10 protein-coding genes are annotated in these 14,784 nt (G+C 64.5%); 3 read left to right on the top strand and 7 right to left on the bottom strand.

The genetic code is table 11. The features are described 5' to 3' along the window. Positions 1-30 precede the first annotated feature (30 nt). From B0G73_RS03640 to B0G73_RS03630, 3 genes are read right to left on the bottom strand one after another with little or no spacing between them, the layout of a single operon-like run. Complete coding sequence (locus B0G73_RS03640) at positions 31-1,518, bottom strand: efflux transporter outer membrane subunit (protein ID WP_106277987.1); 1,488 nt, start codon at positions 1,516-1,518, stop codon at positions 31-33. Positions 1,519-1,545: 27 nt separating this feature from the next. Continuing rightward, a complete protein-coding gene (locus B0G73_RS03635; RefSeq protein WP_106278388.1) occupies positions 1,546-2,931 on the bottom strand; it encodes an efflux RND transporter periplasmic adaptor subunit in 1,386 nt (461 codons plus the stop codon). 19 nt (positions 2,932-2,950) lie between these two features. Continuing rightward, positions 2,951-6,199 (bottom strand): efflux RND transporter permease subunit, encoded by a 3,249-nt coding sequence (locus tag B0G73_RS03630; RefSeq protein WP_106277985.1) that lies wholly within the window; start codon positions 6,197-6,199, stop codon positions 2,951-2,953. Between the two features lie 309 nt (positions 6,200-6,508). Between B0G73_RS03630 and B0G73_RS03625 the strand changes: the two genes are divergently transcribed. Beyond that, a complete protein-coding gene (locus B0G73_RS03625) occupies positions 6,509-6,796 on the top strand; it encodes a DUF4148 domain-containing protein (RefSeq protein WP_106277983.1) in 288 nt (95 codons plus the stop codon). 56 nt (positions 6,797-6,852) lie between these two features. Here B0G73_RS03625 and B0G73_RS40370 read toward each other — a convergent pair whose 3' ends face one another. The 4 genes from B0G73_RS40370 to B0G73_RS03610 all read right to left on the bottom strand — a co-directional run bounded on the left by B0G73_RS40370 (position 6,853) and on the right by B0G73_RS03610 (position 10,979). Further along, on the bottom strand, positions 6,853-7,023 hold the full coding sequence (locus tag B0G73_RS40370) for a hypothetical protein (protein WP_166678947.1): 171 nt from the start codon (positions 7,021-7,023) through the stop codon (positions 6,853-6,855). Between the two features lie 130 nt (positions 7,024-7,153). Then, the gene (locus B0G73_RS03620) at positions 7,154-8,299 is read right to left on the bottom strand and encodes a substrate-binding domain-containing protein (protein WP_106277981.1); all 1,146 of its coding nucleotides are present in this window, start codon (positions 8,297-8,299) and stop codon (positions 7,154-7,156) included. Positions 8,300-8,364: 65 nt separating this feature from the next. Further along, entirely contained in the window at positions 8,365-9,366 is a 1,002-nt protein-coding gene (locus tag B0G73_RS03615; protein ID WP_106277979.1) for an ABC transporter permease, read from the bottom strand. Further along, positions 9,363-10,979 (bottom strand): sugar ABC transporter ATP-binding protein, encoded by a 1,617-nt coding sequence (locus B0G73_RS03610; RefSeq protein ID WP_106277977.1) that lies wholly within the window; start codon positions 10,977-10,979, stop codon positions 9,363-9,365. The genes B0G73_RS03615 and B0G73_RS03610 overlap by 4 nt, the downstream gene beginning before the upstream one ends. A 251-nt stretch (positions 10,980-11,230) precedes the next feature. Between B0G73_RS03610 and deoC the strand changes: the two genes are divergently transcribed. Together deoC and B0G73_RS03600 are read left to right on the top strand one after the other, a co-directional pair. Next, a complete protein-coding gene (deoC, locus tag B0G73_RS03605; protein WP_106277976.1) occupies positions 11,231-12,241 on the top strand; it encodes a deoxyribose-phosphate aldolase in 1,011 nt (336 codons plus the stop codon). Positions 12,242-12,257: 16 nt separating this feature from the next. Further along, positions 12,258-14,648, top strand: coding sequence for an aldehyde dehydrogenase family protein (locus B0G73_RS03600; protein ID WP_106277975.1), 2,391 nt, complete (start codon positions 12,258-12,260; stop codon positions 14,646-14,648). Positions 14,649-14,784: the final 136 nt, after the last annotated feature.

Genomic DNA, 14,784 nt, shown 5'->3' with positions numbered 1-14,784 from the left:
TGCCATCGCCAGAATTCGCGGACCCTCCGCTTACATCGACCCCACCGCGCTCTTGCCTTCGTCACCCCACGTGCCACCCAACGCCTTCAGCAACAGCACGCTCGACTCCAACTGCCGCGCGGCGATCTGATCCGCGAAGCGCTGGTTCGTCAGCGCAATCGTCTGCGCGGTCACCACGTCGAGGTAGCTGACCGCGCCCGCGTTGAAGCGGTTCGTCGTGAGCCGCAGCGACAGATCCGCGGCCGTGGTGGCGCGCTGCTGGCTGGCGGCTTCGTCGGCGAGGGAATGCAGGGCGGACAGGTTGTCCTCGACCTGCTGGAACGCCACCAGCACCGACTGTCGATAGTCCGCGACCGCGCCGTCGTATTGTGCGGTGGCGCCGTGCAGGGTTGCTTTACGCTTGCCGCCGTCGAACAGCGTGCCGGCCAGCTGCGGACCCAGCGACCAGAACAGGCTCGGCGCGCTCAGCCATGGCGCGAAAAACGTGCTTTCGAGCCCGGCGCTTGCGGACAACACCAGATCGGGAAAGAACGCCGCATGCGCCGCGCCGATCTGCGCATTCGCCGACGCCACGCGCCGTTCGGCGGCGGCGATGTCGGGGCGCCGTTCCAGCAATTGTGACGGCACGCCAATCGGAATTGCGGGCGGCGTCATGGCCGAGCCGTTTGGCGGCAGCGTGAAGGTCGATGCCGGTTCGCCGATCAGCGTCGCGATCGCGTGCTGCATCTGCGCGCGCGTCACGTCGATGTCGGTGTCTTGCGTGCGCGTCGCTTCGAGTTGCGTCGTGGCCTGCGCGACGGCGGAGGCATCGATCGCGCCGTTTTTCAACTGCTGCTGCAACAGATTTAACGCGGCGGCGTAGGCGTTCACGCTGTCGTCGAGCAGCTTCTTCTGCGTGTCGAGCGAGCGCAGCGAGAAGTAGTCGACGGCCAGATCGGCGCTCATCGACAGGCGCACGCCTTCAAGGTCCGCCTCGCTCGCCTGAGCGTCCGCCTGCGCGCCGGTCACACTGTCGCGTATCTTTCCGAACAGGTCCGGCTCCCAGCTCGCCGCAACGCCGGCCGAATAGTCCGGCACGGTCTTGCCCGCGAGCGATTTACCTTCGATGTTCTGCGAGGTCCGAAAGCGCTGCTGCGCGGCACCGGCGGTGATGGTCGGGAATAAACCGGCACGCTGATAGTCCACCATCGAGCGCGCCTGCTGGACCTGCGCGACCGCCTTGCGTACGGTCTGATTCGACACGTCGATGCGCGCCTCCAGTTCGTTCAGCACGGGATCGTTGAAGATCGTCCACCAGGGGCCGCGCGGCGTGGCGTCGGCCGGCGCGGCCTGCGCCCAGCCTTGCGCGGCGCTCGTATGCACGGCGCCCGTGTGCACGGCGCCCGCGTACTGCGCTGGAATGTCGGCGCTCGGGCGTTGATACGCAGGCAGCGTCGAGCACGCGCTGAGCAGCGCGCCGATCAGCGTGGCCGCTAGCGTGCGACGCGGCAACCGCCGTGAAAGAGACAGGTTGATCATCGGCAAATCCTTTATCTGACGAAGCACTCAGCCGTGCATGGCCGGCATGATCTGAACCATCTGGCCGCTAGCGATCGAATCGCCGGGGTTGTCGATCACGCGGTCCGAGGCGGCGAGTCCCGTCGTGATTTCCACGTGCGTGCCGAAATCGCGGCCGATCTGCACGGTCTTGAGCAGCGCCCGGCCATTGTTGTCGACCACGGCGACCGTCACGCCGTCCGGCCGGAACAGCAGCGCGCTGACCGGCAGATCGAGCGCCGGCGTGGTCGATTGCAATTGCAGATGCACCTGCGTGTAGGCGCCGGGCATCAACGCGCCGTCCTTGTTGTCGACGTCGACCTCGACGCGCAGCGTGCGGCTCGACGGATCGATCGAACCGGTGTTGCGCGCCACCTTCGCCGCGATATGGCGCCCGGGATACTGCTGCGCGGTCAGATACACGGCCGTGGCCGGCGTGACGTACGGCGCGTCATTCTGCGGCACGTCGACGAACACACGCAGCACGCCGTTCTGCTGGATATGGAACAGCTCGCCCGACAGGCCCGCGGCGCCGGGCGTGCCGCCCGCCGTCACCAGCGCGCCGACGTCGACGTTGCGCGCGGTGATCACGCCGTCGAACGGCGCGGTGATCTTCTCGTACGAGACGAGTTCGGCGAGATGCGCGACATTGGCCTGCGCCGACGCCAGCATCGCGCGACGCGCTTCCATGTCGCTGACCTTGGCGTCGGCGTCCTGTTGCGCGACCGATTGGGTTTTGAGCATGTCCTGCCAACGCTGCGCGGTGGTCTTCGCGTAGTCGAAATTGGCCTGTGCGGTGGCTTCGTCGGCGCGGGCCTGGCGCAGTTGCGCGTCCAGATCAGGGGCTTCGATCGTCGCGAGAACCTGGCCGCTCTTCACCTGCGCGCCGATGTCGGTGTTCCAGTGAGCGAGGTAGCCGCTGGTGCGCGCATAGATGGATGCTTCGGCGAACGGCGTGACGGCGCCGGGCAGCAGCAGCTCGTTGACGGCCGGCGCGGGGCGCGGCTTGACCACCGACACGCTGAGCATGCTTTGCGCTTGCGTTTGCTCCGTGAGCGCGGCGCTCGCATGCAGACGCGGCACGATGCCGATGATCAGCAAGACCGCGGCAAGACCGCTGAGCGCGAAAGGCCAGAGACGGCGGCGCGGTGCGGCGTTCGTCTCGCGGTGGGAACCGGCGTCGGCGGCCGCCTGGTCACGCTTGTCACGCGTGGATTCGGCGGAGGGGGCGGCATGCGCTTGCGCGCCGCGATCTGATTCCCGCGCGGGCGAAGCTGCTGGCGTGGGGCCAGCGGCGTGAGGGGCATGAGCGGCGTCTGGCGCGCGAGTTTCAGCGGCGTTGGCAACCTGTTCGGCCTGCCCACCCAACTTCGGCGGAAGTGATGAATCGTTCATAAAAAAGGTCTCGTCGAAATCAAAGAGTGCGGGCGGCGACGGCGGATTCTGCTTTTTCGCTGCGTGCCGCGCGGCGTTTGTCGAGCCACGCATGCACCATCCCGTAGACGACGGGCACGAACAGCAAGGTCGACACCGTGCCGAGCGCGAGGCCGCCGATCACGGCGCGGCCGAGCGGCGCGTTCTGTTCGCCGCCGTCGCCGAGGCCGAGCGCCATCGGCAGCATGCCGATCAGCATCGCGAGCGCCGTCATCAGCACCGGCCGGAAGCGGCTGAAGCCGGCTTCGAGTGCGGCCTGCAACGGCGGCTTGCCGCCGTGGTGAAGTTCACGTGCGGTGTTGACGACCAGGATGCTGTTGGCCGTGGCGATGCCGATGCACAGAATGGTGCCGGTGAGCGCCGGCACGCTCAGGCGGGTGCCGGTGCTGAACAGCATCCACGCAATGCCGGCGAGCGAACCCGGCAAGCCGCTGATCGTGATGAACGGGTCGAGCCACGACTGGAAGTTGACCACCATCAGCAGATAGACGAGGCCGATGGCGAATACGAGGCCGCTCGCGAGACCACTGAACGAATCGTGCATGGCCTGCACCTGGCCGCGTACGACGATGGATGCGCCCGGCGGCAATTGCGGCCGGATCTGCTCGACCAGCCGGTTGACGTCCGCCGCCACGCCGCCGAGATCGCGCCCTTGCGCCGACGCGAAGATATCGAGCACCGGTTGCACGTTGTAGTGCGAGACGACGGCTTGCTGCGTGCCGCGTGTCAGCGTGCTCAACGCGCCGAGCAGGTTCTGCGGCGCGGGCCCCGCGCCGTTCGCCGAGAACCAGGCCGTGGCCGCTGCCGTCGTCGCCGCGCCGCCGCTCTGCGCGACCGGAATATTGGCGAGCGCCTGCAACGAGTTGATGTCGTACTGCGGCATCATCGCCACCAGTGGATAGCTCACGCCGTTGCGCGGATCGAGCCAGAAATTCGGCGTGGTCTGCGAACTGCCGGAGAGCGCGATCAGCAGGTTCTGCGATACCTCACGCTGCAACAGGCCGGCCTGAATCGCCCGGGTGCGGTCGACGTTGACGTTGATCGCGGGCGCGTCGCCGGGTTGCTGAATGCGCGCATCGACGAGACCGCGCACGCCGCGCAGTTGCGCGAGCAAACGGTCCGCCACCACGCGGTTGGCGTCGAGCTTGTTGCCGACGATCTGGATATCGATCGGCGCGGGCAGGCCGAAGTTGAGAATCTGGCTGACGATATCGGCGGGCAGGAAGGCGAACGTGACGCCGGGGAAATCCCTGGTCAGCGTGTTGCGCAGCGTCGCGACGTATTGCGCGGTGGGCTTGTGTTTCGGCGCGAGCGTGATCATCACGTCGGCATCTTCGGGGCCGATCGGGTCCGACGAGTCATAGGTCAGGTTGATGCCGCTCACCGGCACGCCGATGTTATCCAGGATCGCCCCGAGTTCCTGCTTCGGGATCACATCGCGCACGCGGGCTTCGACCTGGTCGGTGATACTTGCGGTGTCCTCGATGCGCGTGCCGGTCGGCGCGCGCAAGTGCAGACGGATTTCGCCGGTGTCCACAGCCGGGAAAAAGTCGCGGCCGGCGAACGGCACCAGCGCAAGCGAGCCGAGGCAAAGCACGAGGAAGATCGCGATGAAGCGCTTCGGGCTCGCTATCGCCGCACCGAGCACGCCGCGATAGCGTTCGCGCAGCCGTTCGAAGCGCTGCTCGAAGCCGGCCTGAAAGCGGATCAGGCGCGCGACCGGACCGTTGCCGGTGGCGGGCGCGTTGCTGCGGGCGCGCATCAGATACATAGCGAGCGTCGGCACCAGCGTGCGCGAGAAGAAGTACGAGGCGATCATCGCGAACACCACTGCCTCCGCGAGCGGCACGAACAGATAGCGCGCGACGCCGGAGAGCAGGAACATCGGCACGAACACGATACAGATCGAGAGCGTCGAGACGAAGGTCGGCACGGCGATTTCGCCGGAACCGTTCAGGATCGCGTCCTGCAACGGCTCGCCGTTCTCCAGGTGATGCGTGATGTTTTCAATGGCGACGGTGGCGTCGTCGACGAGAATCCCCACGGCGAGCGCGAGGCCGCCGAGCGTCATGATGTTGATGGTCTGGCCGAGCGCGGACAGCGCGATCAGCGAGGTCAGCACGGCGAGCGGAATCGACACCGCGATGATCAGCGTGGCGCGCCAGCTGCCGAGAAACAGCAGGATCATCATGGCGGTGAGGGCGGCAGCGATCAGCGCCTCGCGCGCCACGCCCACAACGGCCGACTTCACGAACACGGATTGATCGGACAGCGCGGTAATATGCAGCGCGCTCGGCAGGCCGGCCGCGATATGCGGCAGCATCGCCTTGACCTGCTGGATGATGGTCAGCGTCGAGGTGCTGCCGGATTTTTCGATGGTCAGGAGCGCGGCGCGTTTGCCGTCGCTGCGCACGATGTTGGTCTGCGGCGCATAGCCGTCGCGCACATGGGCGACGTCACGCACGTACACCACGCCGCCGGCCACGGTCTTGACCGGCAGATCGTTTAACGCGGCCACCGTGTCGGTGCTGCCGTTCATCTGCACGTTGTATTCCTTCGTGCCGATCTTCGCCGTGCCGCCCGGCAGAATCAGGTTCTGCGCATTGACCGCGTTGACCACGTCGAGCGGGGCGAGGCCCTTGGCCTGCAACGCGCGCGGGTCGATATCCACCATGATCTGCCGCACCTTGCCGCCGAACGGCAGCGGCACCGAGGCGCCTTGCACCGTCGCCAGTTGCGTGCGGATCTGGCTGTTGCCGAGGTCGTAGAGTTGCTGTTCGGAGAGCGTGTCGCTGGACAGGCCGAGTTGCAGGATCGGCACCGTCGAGGCGTTATACGTAATGATGTTCGGCGGCAACGTGCCGGGCGGCAGTACGCGCAGGATCGACGCCGAATTGGATGCCGCCTCGGCAATCGCGCGATTGATGTCCGCGCCCGGATGGAAAAAGATTTTCACCACGGAGACGCCGTTCAGCGATTGCGACTCGATGTGCTCGATATCGTCGACGTCCGAGGTCAGCGCGCGTTCATAGTTCGACGTGATGCGACTGGCCATGTCTTGCGCCGAGAAGCCGTTGTAGCTCCAGACGATGCTGACCACCGGGATATCGATGTTCGGAAAGATATCGGTCGGCGTGCGCAGTATCGCGAGCGGGCCGACGATAAAGATCAGCACGGCGAGGACCACGAAGGTATAAGGGCGGCGCAGCGCCAGCCTGACAATCCACATGACGGGTTCCTGAAAAAAGGCCGATGGAGGCACGCGCCGATGCAGTGCTGCGAGGCGCGTGACGCGGGCTTCGTAAGTCAGGAGTGTGGCGGGGCGGCGCTGACCGGCTGCCGTCGGTTAGATTACCGTTCTGTTATGTGAGCGCTGAAGTGAATGCGCGTAGATGTGGCGCGGCTTCGCGTGGCGTATCGCCAGGCGTGCGTAGATAACAGAACGGTAATCTGGAGGTCAGTGCCCGGACAGGGGAAATGACAAGAATGGGAGGCGTGTTGCTACCCAGTCATTGTTTGCCCTACCCGGAGAGACATCATGAAATTGCTTAACGCTGTTGCCGTCACCGCGCTCAGCCTGGCATTCGGCGCGAATGCCTTTGCGCAAACCAGCACGTCAGGTCTGACGCGCGCCGATGTGACGGCGCAGTTGAAGCAGGCACAGGCAGAAGGGCTGGTGCCGTCCCATGATGAAGACTATCCGCCGACGGATGCCGAAATAGCGCGAAACCGGGAGCTTTATGCGATCGGGCACCGCGCGGATAACACCGCAACGGTGCGCGCCGCGCAGATGCCGTCGGCGAATGGCGAGTCGGTTTCGAACTAAGCCAATTCACCGCCGTATCAAACCGGCTGCTTCCGGCTGGCAGCAGATTGCCGATGCTACGGCCGATCCCGGCTGCGTGCCCGCGTCGCGCCGGTAATCACAGCAACGCCGAGCAGAATGACCGCCACGATGGCAATCGTATGCTGCGCGACGTGCATGGCCATCAATCCCCATGACACGCCGCCGATCAGAATGATCCAGCCGACCAGGTAAATAAGCAGGGTCATCTTTTCTCCTCGTTCGAATCGACGTAGTAGGTCTATCGAGTAGCAGGATTCGCGCCCGACGCCGGCCTGTCGCGCCGGCGTCGGGAAGCGGAAGGAGAGAAGTGCGATGACAGAGCGCGGGCCGTCTGCCTCAACCGCAAGCCGGCGCAGCCTTCTTGCATGCATCCGCCAGTTGCGGCGGCGGGTCCTTCTTGAACACGGTCTTATAAGACTCGAGCACGTTTGCCTGCACCACCGGCAACGATTGCACGCCGATCCACGCCGGCGGCGTCTGGCCGATCAGCGCCTTCATCATCGCCATGGCCTCGGCAACGCCCTGATCGTACGGACGCTGCGAGCCGGTCGCCTTCAGCGGTCCGCCCTTGGCGATTTCGATCGCGGATTGCAGGCCGAGATCGACCGTCGTCATGGGAATCGTCACGCCTTGCGCGCGCATCGACGTGAGTGTGTCCAGAGCCGGCTGATCCCACACGGCGAACAGGCCTTTCACGTCAGGATTGCCAGTGAGGAAGTCGCCCGCAATCTGGCCGACTTTAGACGGGTCCGTGAAGGCGACCTGCTTGATCTTGATGTCCGGACGGTTTTTCTTCAGCCAGTCGTTGACGGCCTTGGTGCGCTCCGTCGTGCTGAAGTAGTCGACGCCGAAATTCACGAGCCCGACTGTCGCGCCTTGCGGCACGCACGAGGCGAGCACTTTCGCCGCGATCTGGCCGTTGCCTTCGCTATCCGCCGAGATCATCGCCGAGTATTCTTCCGGATGCTTCAGGCCGGTCGGCACGTTGTCCATGAACACGAGCTTGATGCCGGCCGCGGACACTTTTTTGTAGGTGGCGGCCGTCGCCGTGCCATCGACCGGAATGGAGATGATGCCGTTCGGATGGCGCTGGATCGTGTTCTCGATATCGGCGATCTGCTTGTCGACCTGATATTCCGCCGACGCCGTGCCGATTACTTCCACGCCGTACTTCTTCAGCGTATCGGTGATGCCCGCCACCTGAAGTTGCGACCAGTCGAGATTCATGGTCTGCATCGAAATGCCGACCTTGAACTTGCCGGCCTTGATTTTGGCGATGTCGGCGTCGGTCAGTTTCACGGCATCCACCGACGCGGCTTTTTCGCCGTTCGGTCCTTGCCCGACGATACCCTTCGGCCCCATTGAGCCCGCCGGTATGCCGGTCACGCACTGTGCGTAAGCACCCGGGGAAGCCAGACAAGCGACGGCGGCCGCCGCCACGACACCGGCTAACGCTATTCTTGAACCACGACGTTGTTTCATGTTTCTCCTCCGTTGGTCTTCATGTCCGCGCTTCAGGTCTTCGTCCGAACTTCCTTGTTTCTTGCCTACTTCCTCGTAAAAGCAACCGCCGCGACGATGATCACGCCTTTAATCACCAGTTGCAGCGATGAACTCACGCCGAGCAGCACCAGCCCGTTATTGAGCGTGCCGATGATCAGACTGCCGAGCAGCGTCCCCAGCACGAAGCCGCGTCCGCCGAACAGACTGCAGCCGCCGAGCGTCACCGAGGCGATCACATCCAGTTCCATGCCTTGCACGACATCGGGCCGCGCCGCATGCGAGCGCGCCGACAGCACGAGCGCGGCGAGTCCGGCCAGCATGCCGGTGAGAATGAAGGCGAGGGTGGTCACGCGCCGCGTGTTGATGCCCGAATAGAGCGCGGCGGTCGGATTGCCGCCGGCCGCATAAATCTGCCGGCCGAACACGCTGTAGTGCAGCAGCAGAATGCCGGCGATGACGGCGAGCAGCGTCCAGATAATCGGCACCGGCACGCCGAAAATATCGCCTTCGCCGAAGATCGAGATGAACGAGTCGTTATCGATGATCACGGGCTTGGTGGTCGTCACCATCAGCGCGAGTCCGCGCGCGGCGCTCAGTGTGCCGAGCGTGACGAGAAACGAAGGAATATTGACACGCGTGGTCACGATTCCATTGATCGCGCCGACGATCGCGCCGGTGCCGATCCCTGCAATCGCGCCGATCACCCAGTTATTGCCCACATACGCCATGGCGAGTGCCGCGGACATGCCAGAGAGCGCCAGCGTCGAGCCCACGGAAAGATCGATCTGCCGCGAGATGATCACGAAGGTCATGCCGATCGCGATGATCGAAACGAGCGCGGTTTGCCGGCCGATATTCAGGAAGTTATCGATGGACAGGAACCACGGTGATGCGAAGCTGAACACCACCAGCAGAATCGCGAACGCGGCATACAGCGCATATGGCCGGTCGCCTTGCAGCAGGGCTTGCGCGATGCGCCGCATACGGCTTTTCTGCGGCGACGACGCCTGCCGTTCGGCCGTCAGCGGCGAGACAGATTCATTCATGTTACGGGCGCCTCGAGCGAAGAACGGGAAAGTTGGATCAGGTGATGCAGCGCTTCAGCATTGGCAAGTTCCGCGCGCTCCACGGTATTGACGATGCAGCCGTCCGCGACGATCGAAATGCGGTCGCACAGGCGCAAGAGTTCATCCAGATCCGACGAGACGATGAGCACGCCGGTGCCCGCCTGCGCGGCGTCGTTCACCACGCCGTAGATTTCCTCGCGCGCGCCGACATCCACGCCAACGGTCGGTTCGTCGAGCATGAGCAACTTGGGGCGCGGATGATTCCACTTCGCGAAGACCACTTTCTGCTGGTTGCCGCCGGATAAGAACTTGACCGCGGTCGATGAGTTAGGTGCCTTGACGGCCAGTTCTTTCATGGACCGCTTCGCCTGCTGAACGGCGGCCTGACTTCGCAGCCATCCCCAACGGGAAAAATGCGGCAGTCGCGGCAGCGTCAGATTGCGTTCGATCGAATGATCGAGCACGAGCCCTTCAAGGTGACGATCCTCCGGCACCAGCGCCATGCCAAGTTGAATCGCCTCGGCGGGTGCGATGCGCGAGCGCGTTCGAGCGTCGAATTCGATGCTGCCGGCGTCGACGGATCGCAGGCCAAAGACGGTTTGCAGAATCTCGGTGCGTCCGCTGCCGATCAATCCCGCGAGTCCGTGGACTTCGCCGCGCCGAACCACGAGATCGATGTGATGCAAGCGGTCGTTGCTGACGTTCGATAACCTGAGCACGGGCGCGGCGCCGGCATGGGATGCTTCTTCGGAGGTCGCCGCACCGCTTGCGGTTGTGGCAACGGCTCCATCGCCCACCGCCGTTTTCTGCCGTGCCTGCAACGCGGCATGAGCGGGACCGACAATCGCCGCCACCAGTTGCTTCATGTCCGTTTGCGCGGTCTGGAATGTGCCGGCATTCGCGCCATCGCGGAACACGGTCACGCGCTGCGAAATCCTGAACACCTCGTTCAACCGATGCGTCACATAGATCACGCCGACGCCGCGAGCCGTGACCGCGCGAATCGCGTCGAACAGAATCTGCTCTTCGCCGCCGGTCAACGCGGACGTGGGTTCGTCGAGAATCAGTACGCGCACTTCGCCCATCAGCGCTTTGCAGATCTCGGTCATTTGCCGGTAAGCGAAGGGCAGCGAGCCGACCGGCACTTTCGGATCGAGTGGAATGCCGTGCGAACGCAGGAACTCGCCGACCGTGGCCATGAGCTGGCGATTCTTCACGAAGCCCAGACGCGTGCGCGGTTCGCGGCCCAACATGAGATTGGCGCCGACCGACAGCGATTCGACGAGACTCAAATCCTGGTAGACCACGGCGACACCCGCATCGCGCGATTGCGCCGGCGAGTCGAACGCGACGTCCTGGCCGGCGATTTCGATGACGCCCTCGTCATACGCATGCACACCGCTCAGGATCTTGATCAGCGTGGATTTGCCCGCGCCGTTTTCGCCGAGCAGCGCGTGGACTTCGCCGGGCAACACTTCGAGGTTGACGCCGCGCAGCGCGTGCACGCCACCGAATCGCTTGGTGACGCCCGCAACACGGATCAATGGAACCTGAGGCGATGACGCGGCCGCGACCGCAACCGGCTCACTCATCTGGCATGTCTCCTTCGTCCACGCGACGAAATTCTTTTCTTTGTATAACGCTTACCGGCCGGAACCGTGTTGTGATCTTCGCATCATGAATATGGTGCGTCAATAACATTCACAGGCGTTCGCCGGGCTCATCCGCTTGATGATGTAACGATTGCTCGCAAAGCTTGTTATGATTCTATCAATCGTTGTAGCATAAGTGCGAACAAATTGTCGGCGGCTGTTGTGCGTCGCATCATATTTTCGGATGTCTTATGCCAGAAGCCCCATTGCAGTCTTCATCGGTCGTCGCGCTGCGCGGCACACCGATCGTTCATCCCGAGCGCAATCCCGGCATGCCGTTCGACGCCTCCTGGCTCGACGGCTTGCGCGTCAATCAGTCGGCGGTTGAACGGCGCACCGCCACACTCGGCACGCGCCGCAGCGTCAAGAAAGATGCGCAGGCGGCCTGGCTGCTCAAAGCCGTCACCTGCATCGACCTCACCACGCTCAACGGCGACGACACCGAAGGCCGCGTGCGGCGGCTCTGCGCGAAGGCGCGGCAACCGGTGCGCGCCGATCTGCTCGAAGCGCTCGGCATCGCGCCGCAAGGCATCACGACGGGCGCGGTGTGCGTGTATCACCGCTTCGTCGCGGCGGCGGTCGATGCGCTGCACGGCAGCGGCATTCCGGTTGCCGCGGTCTCCACGGGGTTTCCTGCGGGCTTGATTCCGCATCCGTTGAAGCTCAAAGAGATCGAGGCGTCGGTCGCGGACGGCGCACAGGAGATCGACATTGTCGTCACGCGTGAATATGTGCTCACCGGCAACTGGCAGGCACTGTACGACGAAGTGCGCGACTTCCGCGCGGCCTGCGGCCCGGCGCATCTGAAAACCATTCTCGCCACCGGCGATATCCGCACGCTCTCGAACGTGGCGCGCGCGTCGATGGTCTGCATGATGGCCGGCGCCGACTTCATCAAGACGTCCACGGGCAAGGAAGGCGTCAACGCGACGCTCGATGTCTCGCTCGTGATGGTGCGCATGATCCGCGAATACCAGGAACGCACCGGCGTGCTGATCGGCTTCAAACCGGCGGGCGGCGTATCGACTGCGAAGTCGGTGCTGTCGTATCAGATCCTGATGAAAGAAGAACTCGGCCGTGCGTGGCTCGAACCGGAGCTGTTCCGGATCGGCGCGTCGAGCCTGCTGGCCGATATCGAACGCCAGCTCGAACATTACGTGAGCGGCCGTTACTCCGCTTTCAACCGTCACCCCGTAGCCTGAACAGAAGACCGATCCCATGAGCGTAGCCGAGTATTTTTCATCGATGGAGTACGGTCCCGCACCCGAGGACGATCAACCCGCGCGCGCCTGGCTGGCGCAGCATGAGGATGGCTTCGGGCATTTCATCGGCGGCGCGTGGCATGCGCCGGCGGCGGGTGAGCGCTTCGCGTCGAACGCGCCCGCGACCGGCGAGCAACTCGCCCAGGTCGCCCAAGGCGACGCGGCCGATATCGACGCCGCCGTAGCCGCCGCGCGCGCCGCGCAGCCGGGCTGGCTCGCGTTGGGCGGCGCCGGACGGGCACGGCATCTGTACGCGCTGGCCCGCATGGTGCAGCGTCATAGCCGGCTGTTCGCGGTGCTCGAAGCGCTCGACAACGGCAAGCCGATCCGCGAAACGCGCGATATCGACGTGCCGCTCGTCGCGCGTCACTTCCTGCACCACGCGGGGTGGGCGCAGTTGCAGGAGAGCGAGTTCGCGGATTACGCGCCGCTCGGCGTGGTCGGTCAGATCGTGCCGTGGAATTTCCCGCTGTTGATGCTCGCGTGGAAGATCGCGCCAGCCATTGCCACGGGCAACTGCGTCGTGTTGAAGCCGGCTGAGTACACGCCGCTCACCGCGTTGCTGTTCGCGGAACTCGCGCATCGCGCAGGCTTGCCGGCCGGCGTGCTAAACGTCGTCACGGGCGACGGACGCACTGGCGCGGCATTGGTCGAGCATCCGCAAGTCGACAAGATCGCCTTTACCGGCTCGACGGAAGTGGGCCGGCTGATCCGTTCGGCCACGGCGGGTTCCGGCAAGTCGCTCACGCTCGAACTCGGCGGCAAGTCGCCCTTCATCGTGTTCGACGACGCTGATCTGGACGGCGCAGTCGAAGGCGTCGTCGACGCAATCTGGTTCAACCAGGGGCAGGTCTGCTGCGCGGGCTCGCGGCTGCTGGTGCAGGAAGGCATTGAAGCGCGTTTCATCGCCAAACTGAAACGGCGCATGGAGACGCTGCGCGTGGGCACGTCGCTCGACAAAAGCATCGATCTCGGGGCGATTGTCGATCCGGTGCAACTCGAACGTATTCAGTCGCTGGTGGAAACCGGCCGGCGTGAAGGTTGCTCGGTCTGGCAGTCGCCCGATACGACCATGCCTTCCGGCGGCTGCTTTTTTCCGCCGACGCTCGTGACTGGTGTAGCGCCAGCTTCCACGCTCGCACAGGAAGAAATCTTCGGCCCGGTGCTGGTGACGATGAGCTTCCGCACGCCCGACGAAGCGATCGCGCTCGCCAACAACTCGCGTTATGGACTCGCCGCGAGCGTGTGGAGCGAAACCATCGGCCGTGCGCTCGACGTTGCACCGCGCCTCGCCAGCGGCGTCGTCTGGATCAACGCGACGAATCTGTTCGACGCGGCGGTCGGCTTCGGCGGCTATCGCGAATCGGGCTATGGCCGCGAAGGCGGGCGTGAGGGCATCTACGAATATCTGAAACCGCGGGCGTGGCTCAAGCTTGCGGAGCGCCGTTTGGCGCCGGCCCCCGCGCGCAACGCGGAGACGCTCGACCCGTTGTCGAACGTCACCTCGATCGATCGCACCGCGAAACTGTTTATCGGCGGCAAGCAGGCGCGTCCTGACAGCGGCTATTCGCTGCCGGTGCATGCGCCGGACGGCACGCCCGTTGGTGAAGTGGCCGCGGGCAATCGCAAGGACATCCGCAACGCGGTGGAAGCCGCGCGCGCGGCGCAGAAATGGTCGCAGGCGAGCACGCATAACCGCGCGCAAGTGCTGTTCTATCTGGCGGAAAACCTCGCCGTGCGCGCTGGCGAATTCGTGCGCCAGCTCGTCGTGCGAAACGGTGTGACGGAGGCCGCGGCGCGTGCCGAAGTGGATGCCTCCGTGCAGCGTCTTTTCACGTACGCGGCGTGGGCCGACAAGTTCGATGGCGCCGTGCATACGCCGCCGTTGCGCGGCGTCGCGCTGGCCATGAATGAGCCGCTCGGCGTGATCGGCATCGCCTGTCCGGACGAAGCGCCGTTGCTCGGCTTCGTTTCGCTGGCGGCGCCCGCGCTGGCGATGGGCAATCGCGTGGTGGTGCTGCCGAGCGAGGCGTCGCCGCTCACGGTCACCGACTTCTATCAGGTAGCCGAGACGTCCGACGTGCCCGGCGGTGTGCTGAACATCGTGACGGGTGAACGCGGCGCGTTGCTGCCCGCGCTCGTCAAACACGACGACGTCGACGCGGTCTGGTGCTTCGGCAGCGCGGCGGATTCGACGCTGGTCGAGCGCGAATCGGTCGGCAACCTGAAGCGAACGTTTGTCGATTACGGTCGCCAGTTCGACTGGTTCGACCGTGCGAGCGAAGGCCGGCCGTTCCTGCGCCAGGCGGTGCAGGTGAAGAACATCTGGATACCGTACGGAGATTGACTGGTTGATCCGCCAAACGTACCGAACGTCTTGAAGTAAAGACACGCACGCCAACCAGAAAATGGAGGAGACAACGTGCTGAAGAATCTGGATTTGTTGCTGCATATATTGGTGTTGTGCGCATGTGAAGCATCGA

Origin of the sequence: Paraburkholderia sp. BL25I1N1 (assembly GCF_003002025.1) — a bacterium.
In the GTDB taxonomy this organism is placed as follows: domain Bacteria; phylum Pseudomonadota; class Gammaproteobacteria; order Burkholderiales; family Burkholderiaceae; genus Paraburkholderia.
This window is presented reverse-complemented; position numbering and strand designations above follow the sequence as displayed.

Bases quoted from the DNA above. Each gene is read 5' to 3' on its own strand.
- B0G73_RS03640 (WP_106277987.1), bottom strand. From the start codon at position 1,518: ATGATCAACCTGTCTCTTTCACGGCGGTTGCCGCGTCGCACGCTAGCG.
- B0G73_RS03635 (WP_106278388.1), bottom strand. From the start codon at position 2,931: ATGAACGATTCATCACTTCCGCCGAAGTTGGGTGGGCAGGCCGAACAG.
- B0G73_RS03630 (WP_106277985.1), bottom strand. From the start codon at position 6,199: ATGTGGATTGTCAGGCTGGCGCTGCGCCGCCCTTATACCTTCGTGGTC.
- B0G73_RS03625 (WP_106277983.1), top strand. From the start codon at position 6,509: ATGAAATTGCTTAACGCTGTTGCCGTCACCGCGCTCAGCCTGGCATTC.
- B0G73_RS40370 (WP_166678947.1), bottom strand. From the start codon at position 7,023: ATGACCCTGCTTATTTACCTGGTCGGCTGGATCATTCTGATCGGCGGC.
- B0G73_RS03620 (WP_106277981.1), bottom strand. From the start codon at position 8,299: ATGAAACAACGTCGTGGTTCAAGAATAGCGTTAGCCGGTGTCGTGGCG.
- B0G73_RS03615 (WP_106277979.1), bottom strand. From the start codon at position 9,366: ATGAATGAATCTGTCTCGCCGCTGACGGCCGAACGGCAGGCGTCGTCG.
- B0G73_RS03610 (WP_106277977.1), bottom strand. From the start codon at position 10,979: ATGAGTGAGCCGGTTGCGGTCGCGGCCGCGTCATCGCCTCAGGTTCCA.
- deoC (WP_106277976.1), top strand. From the start codon at position 11,231: ATGCCAGAAGCCCCATTGCAGTCTTCATCGGTCGTCGCGCTGCGCGGC.
- B0G73_RS03600 (WP_106277975.1), top strand. From the start codon at position 12,258: ATGAGCGTAGCCGAGTATTTTTCATCGATGGAGTACGGTCCCGCACCC.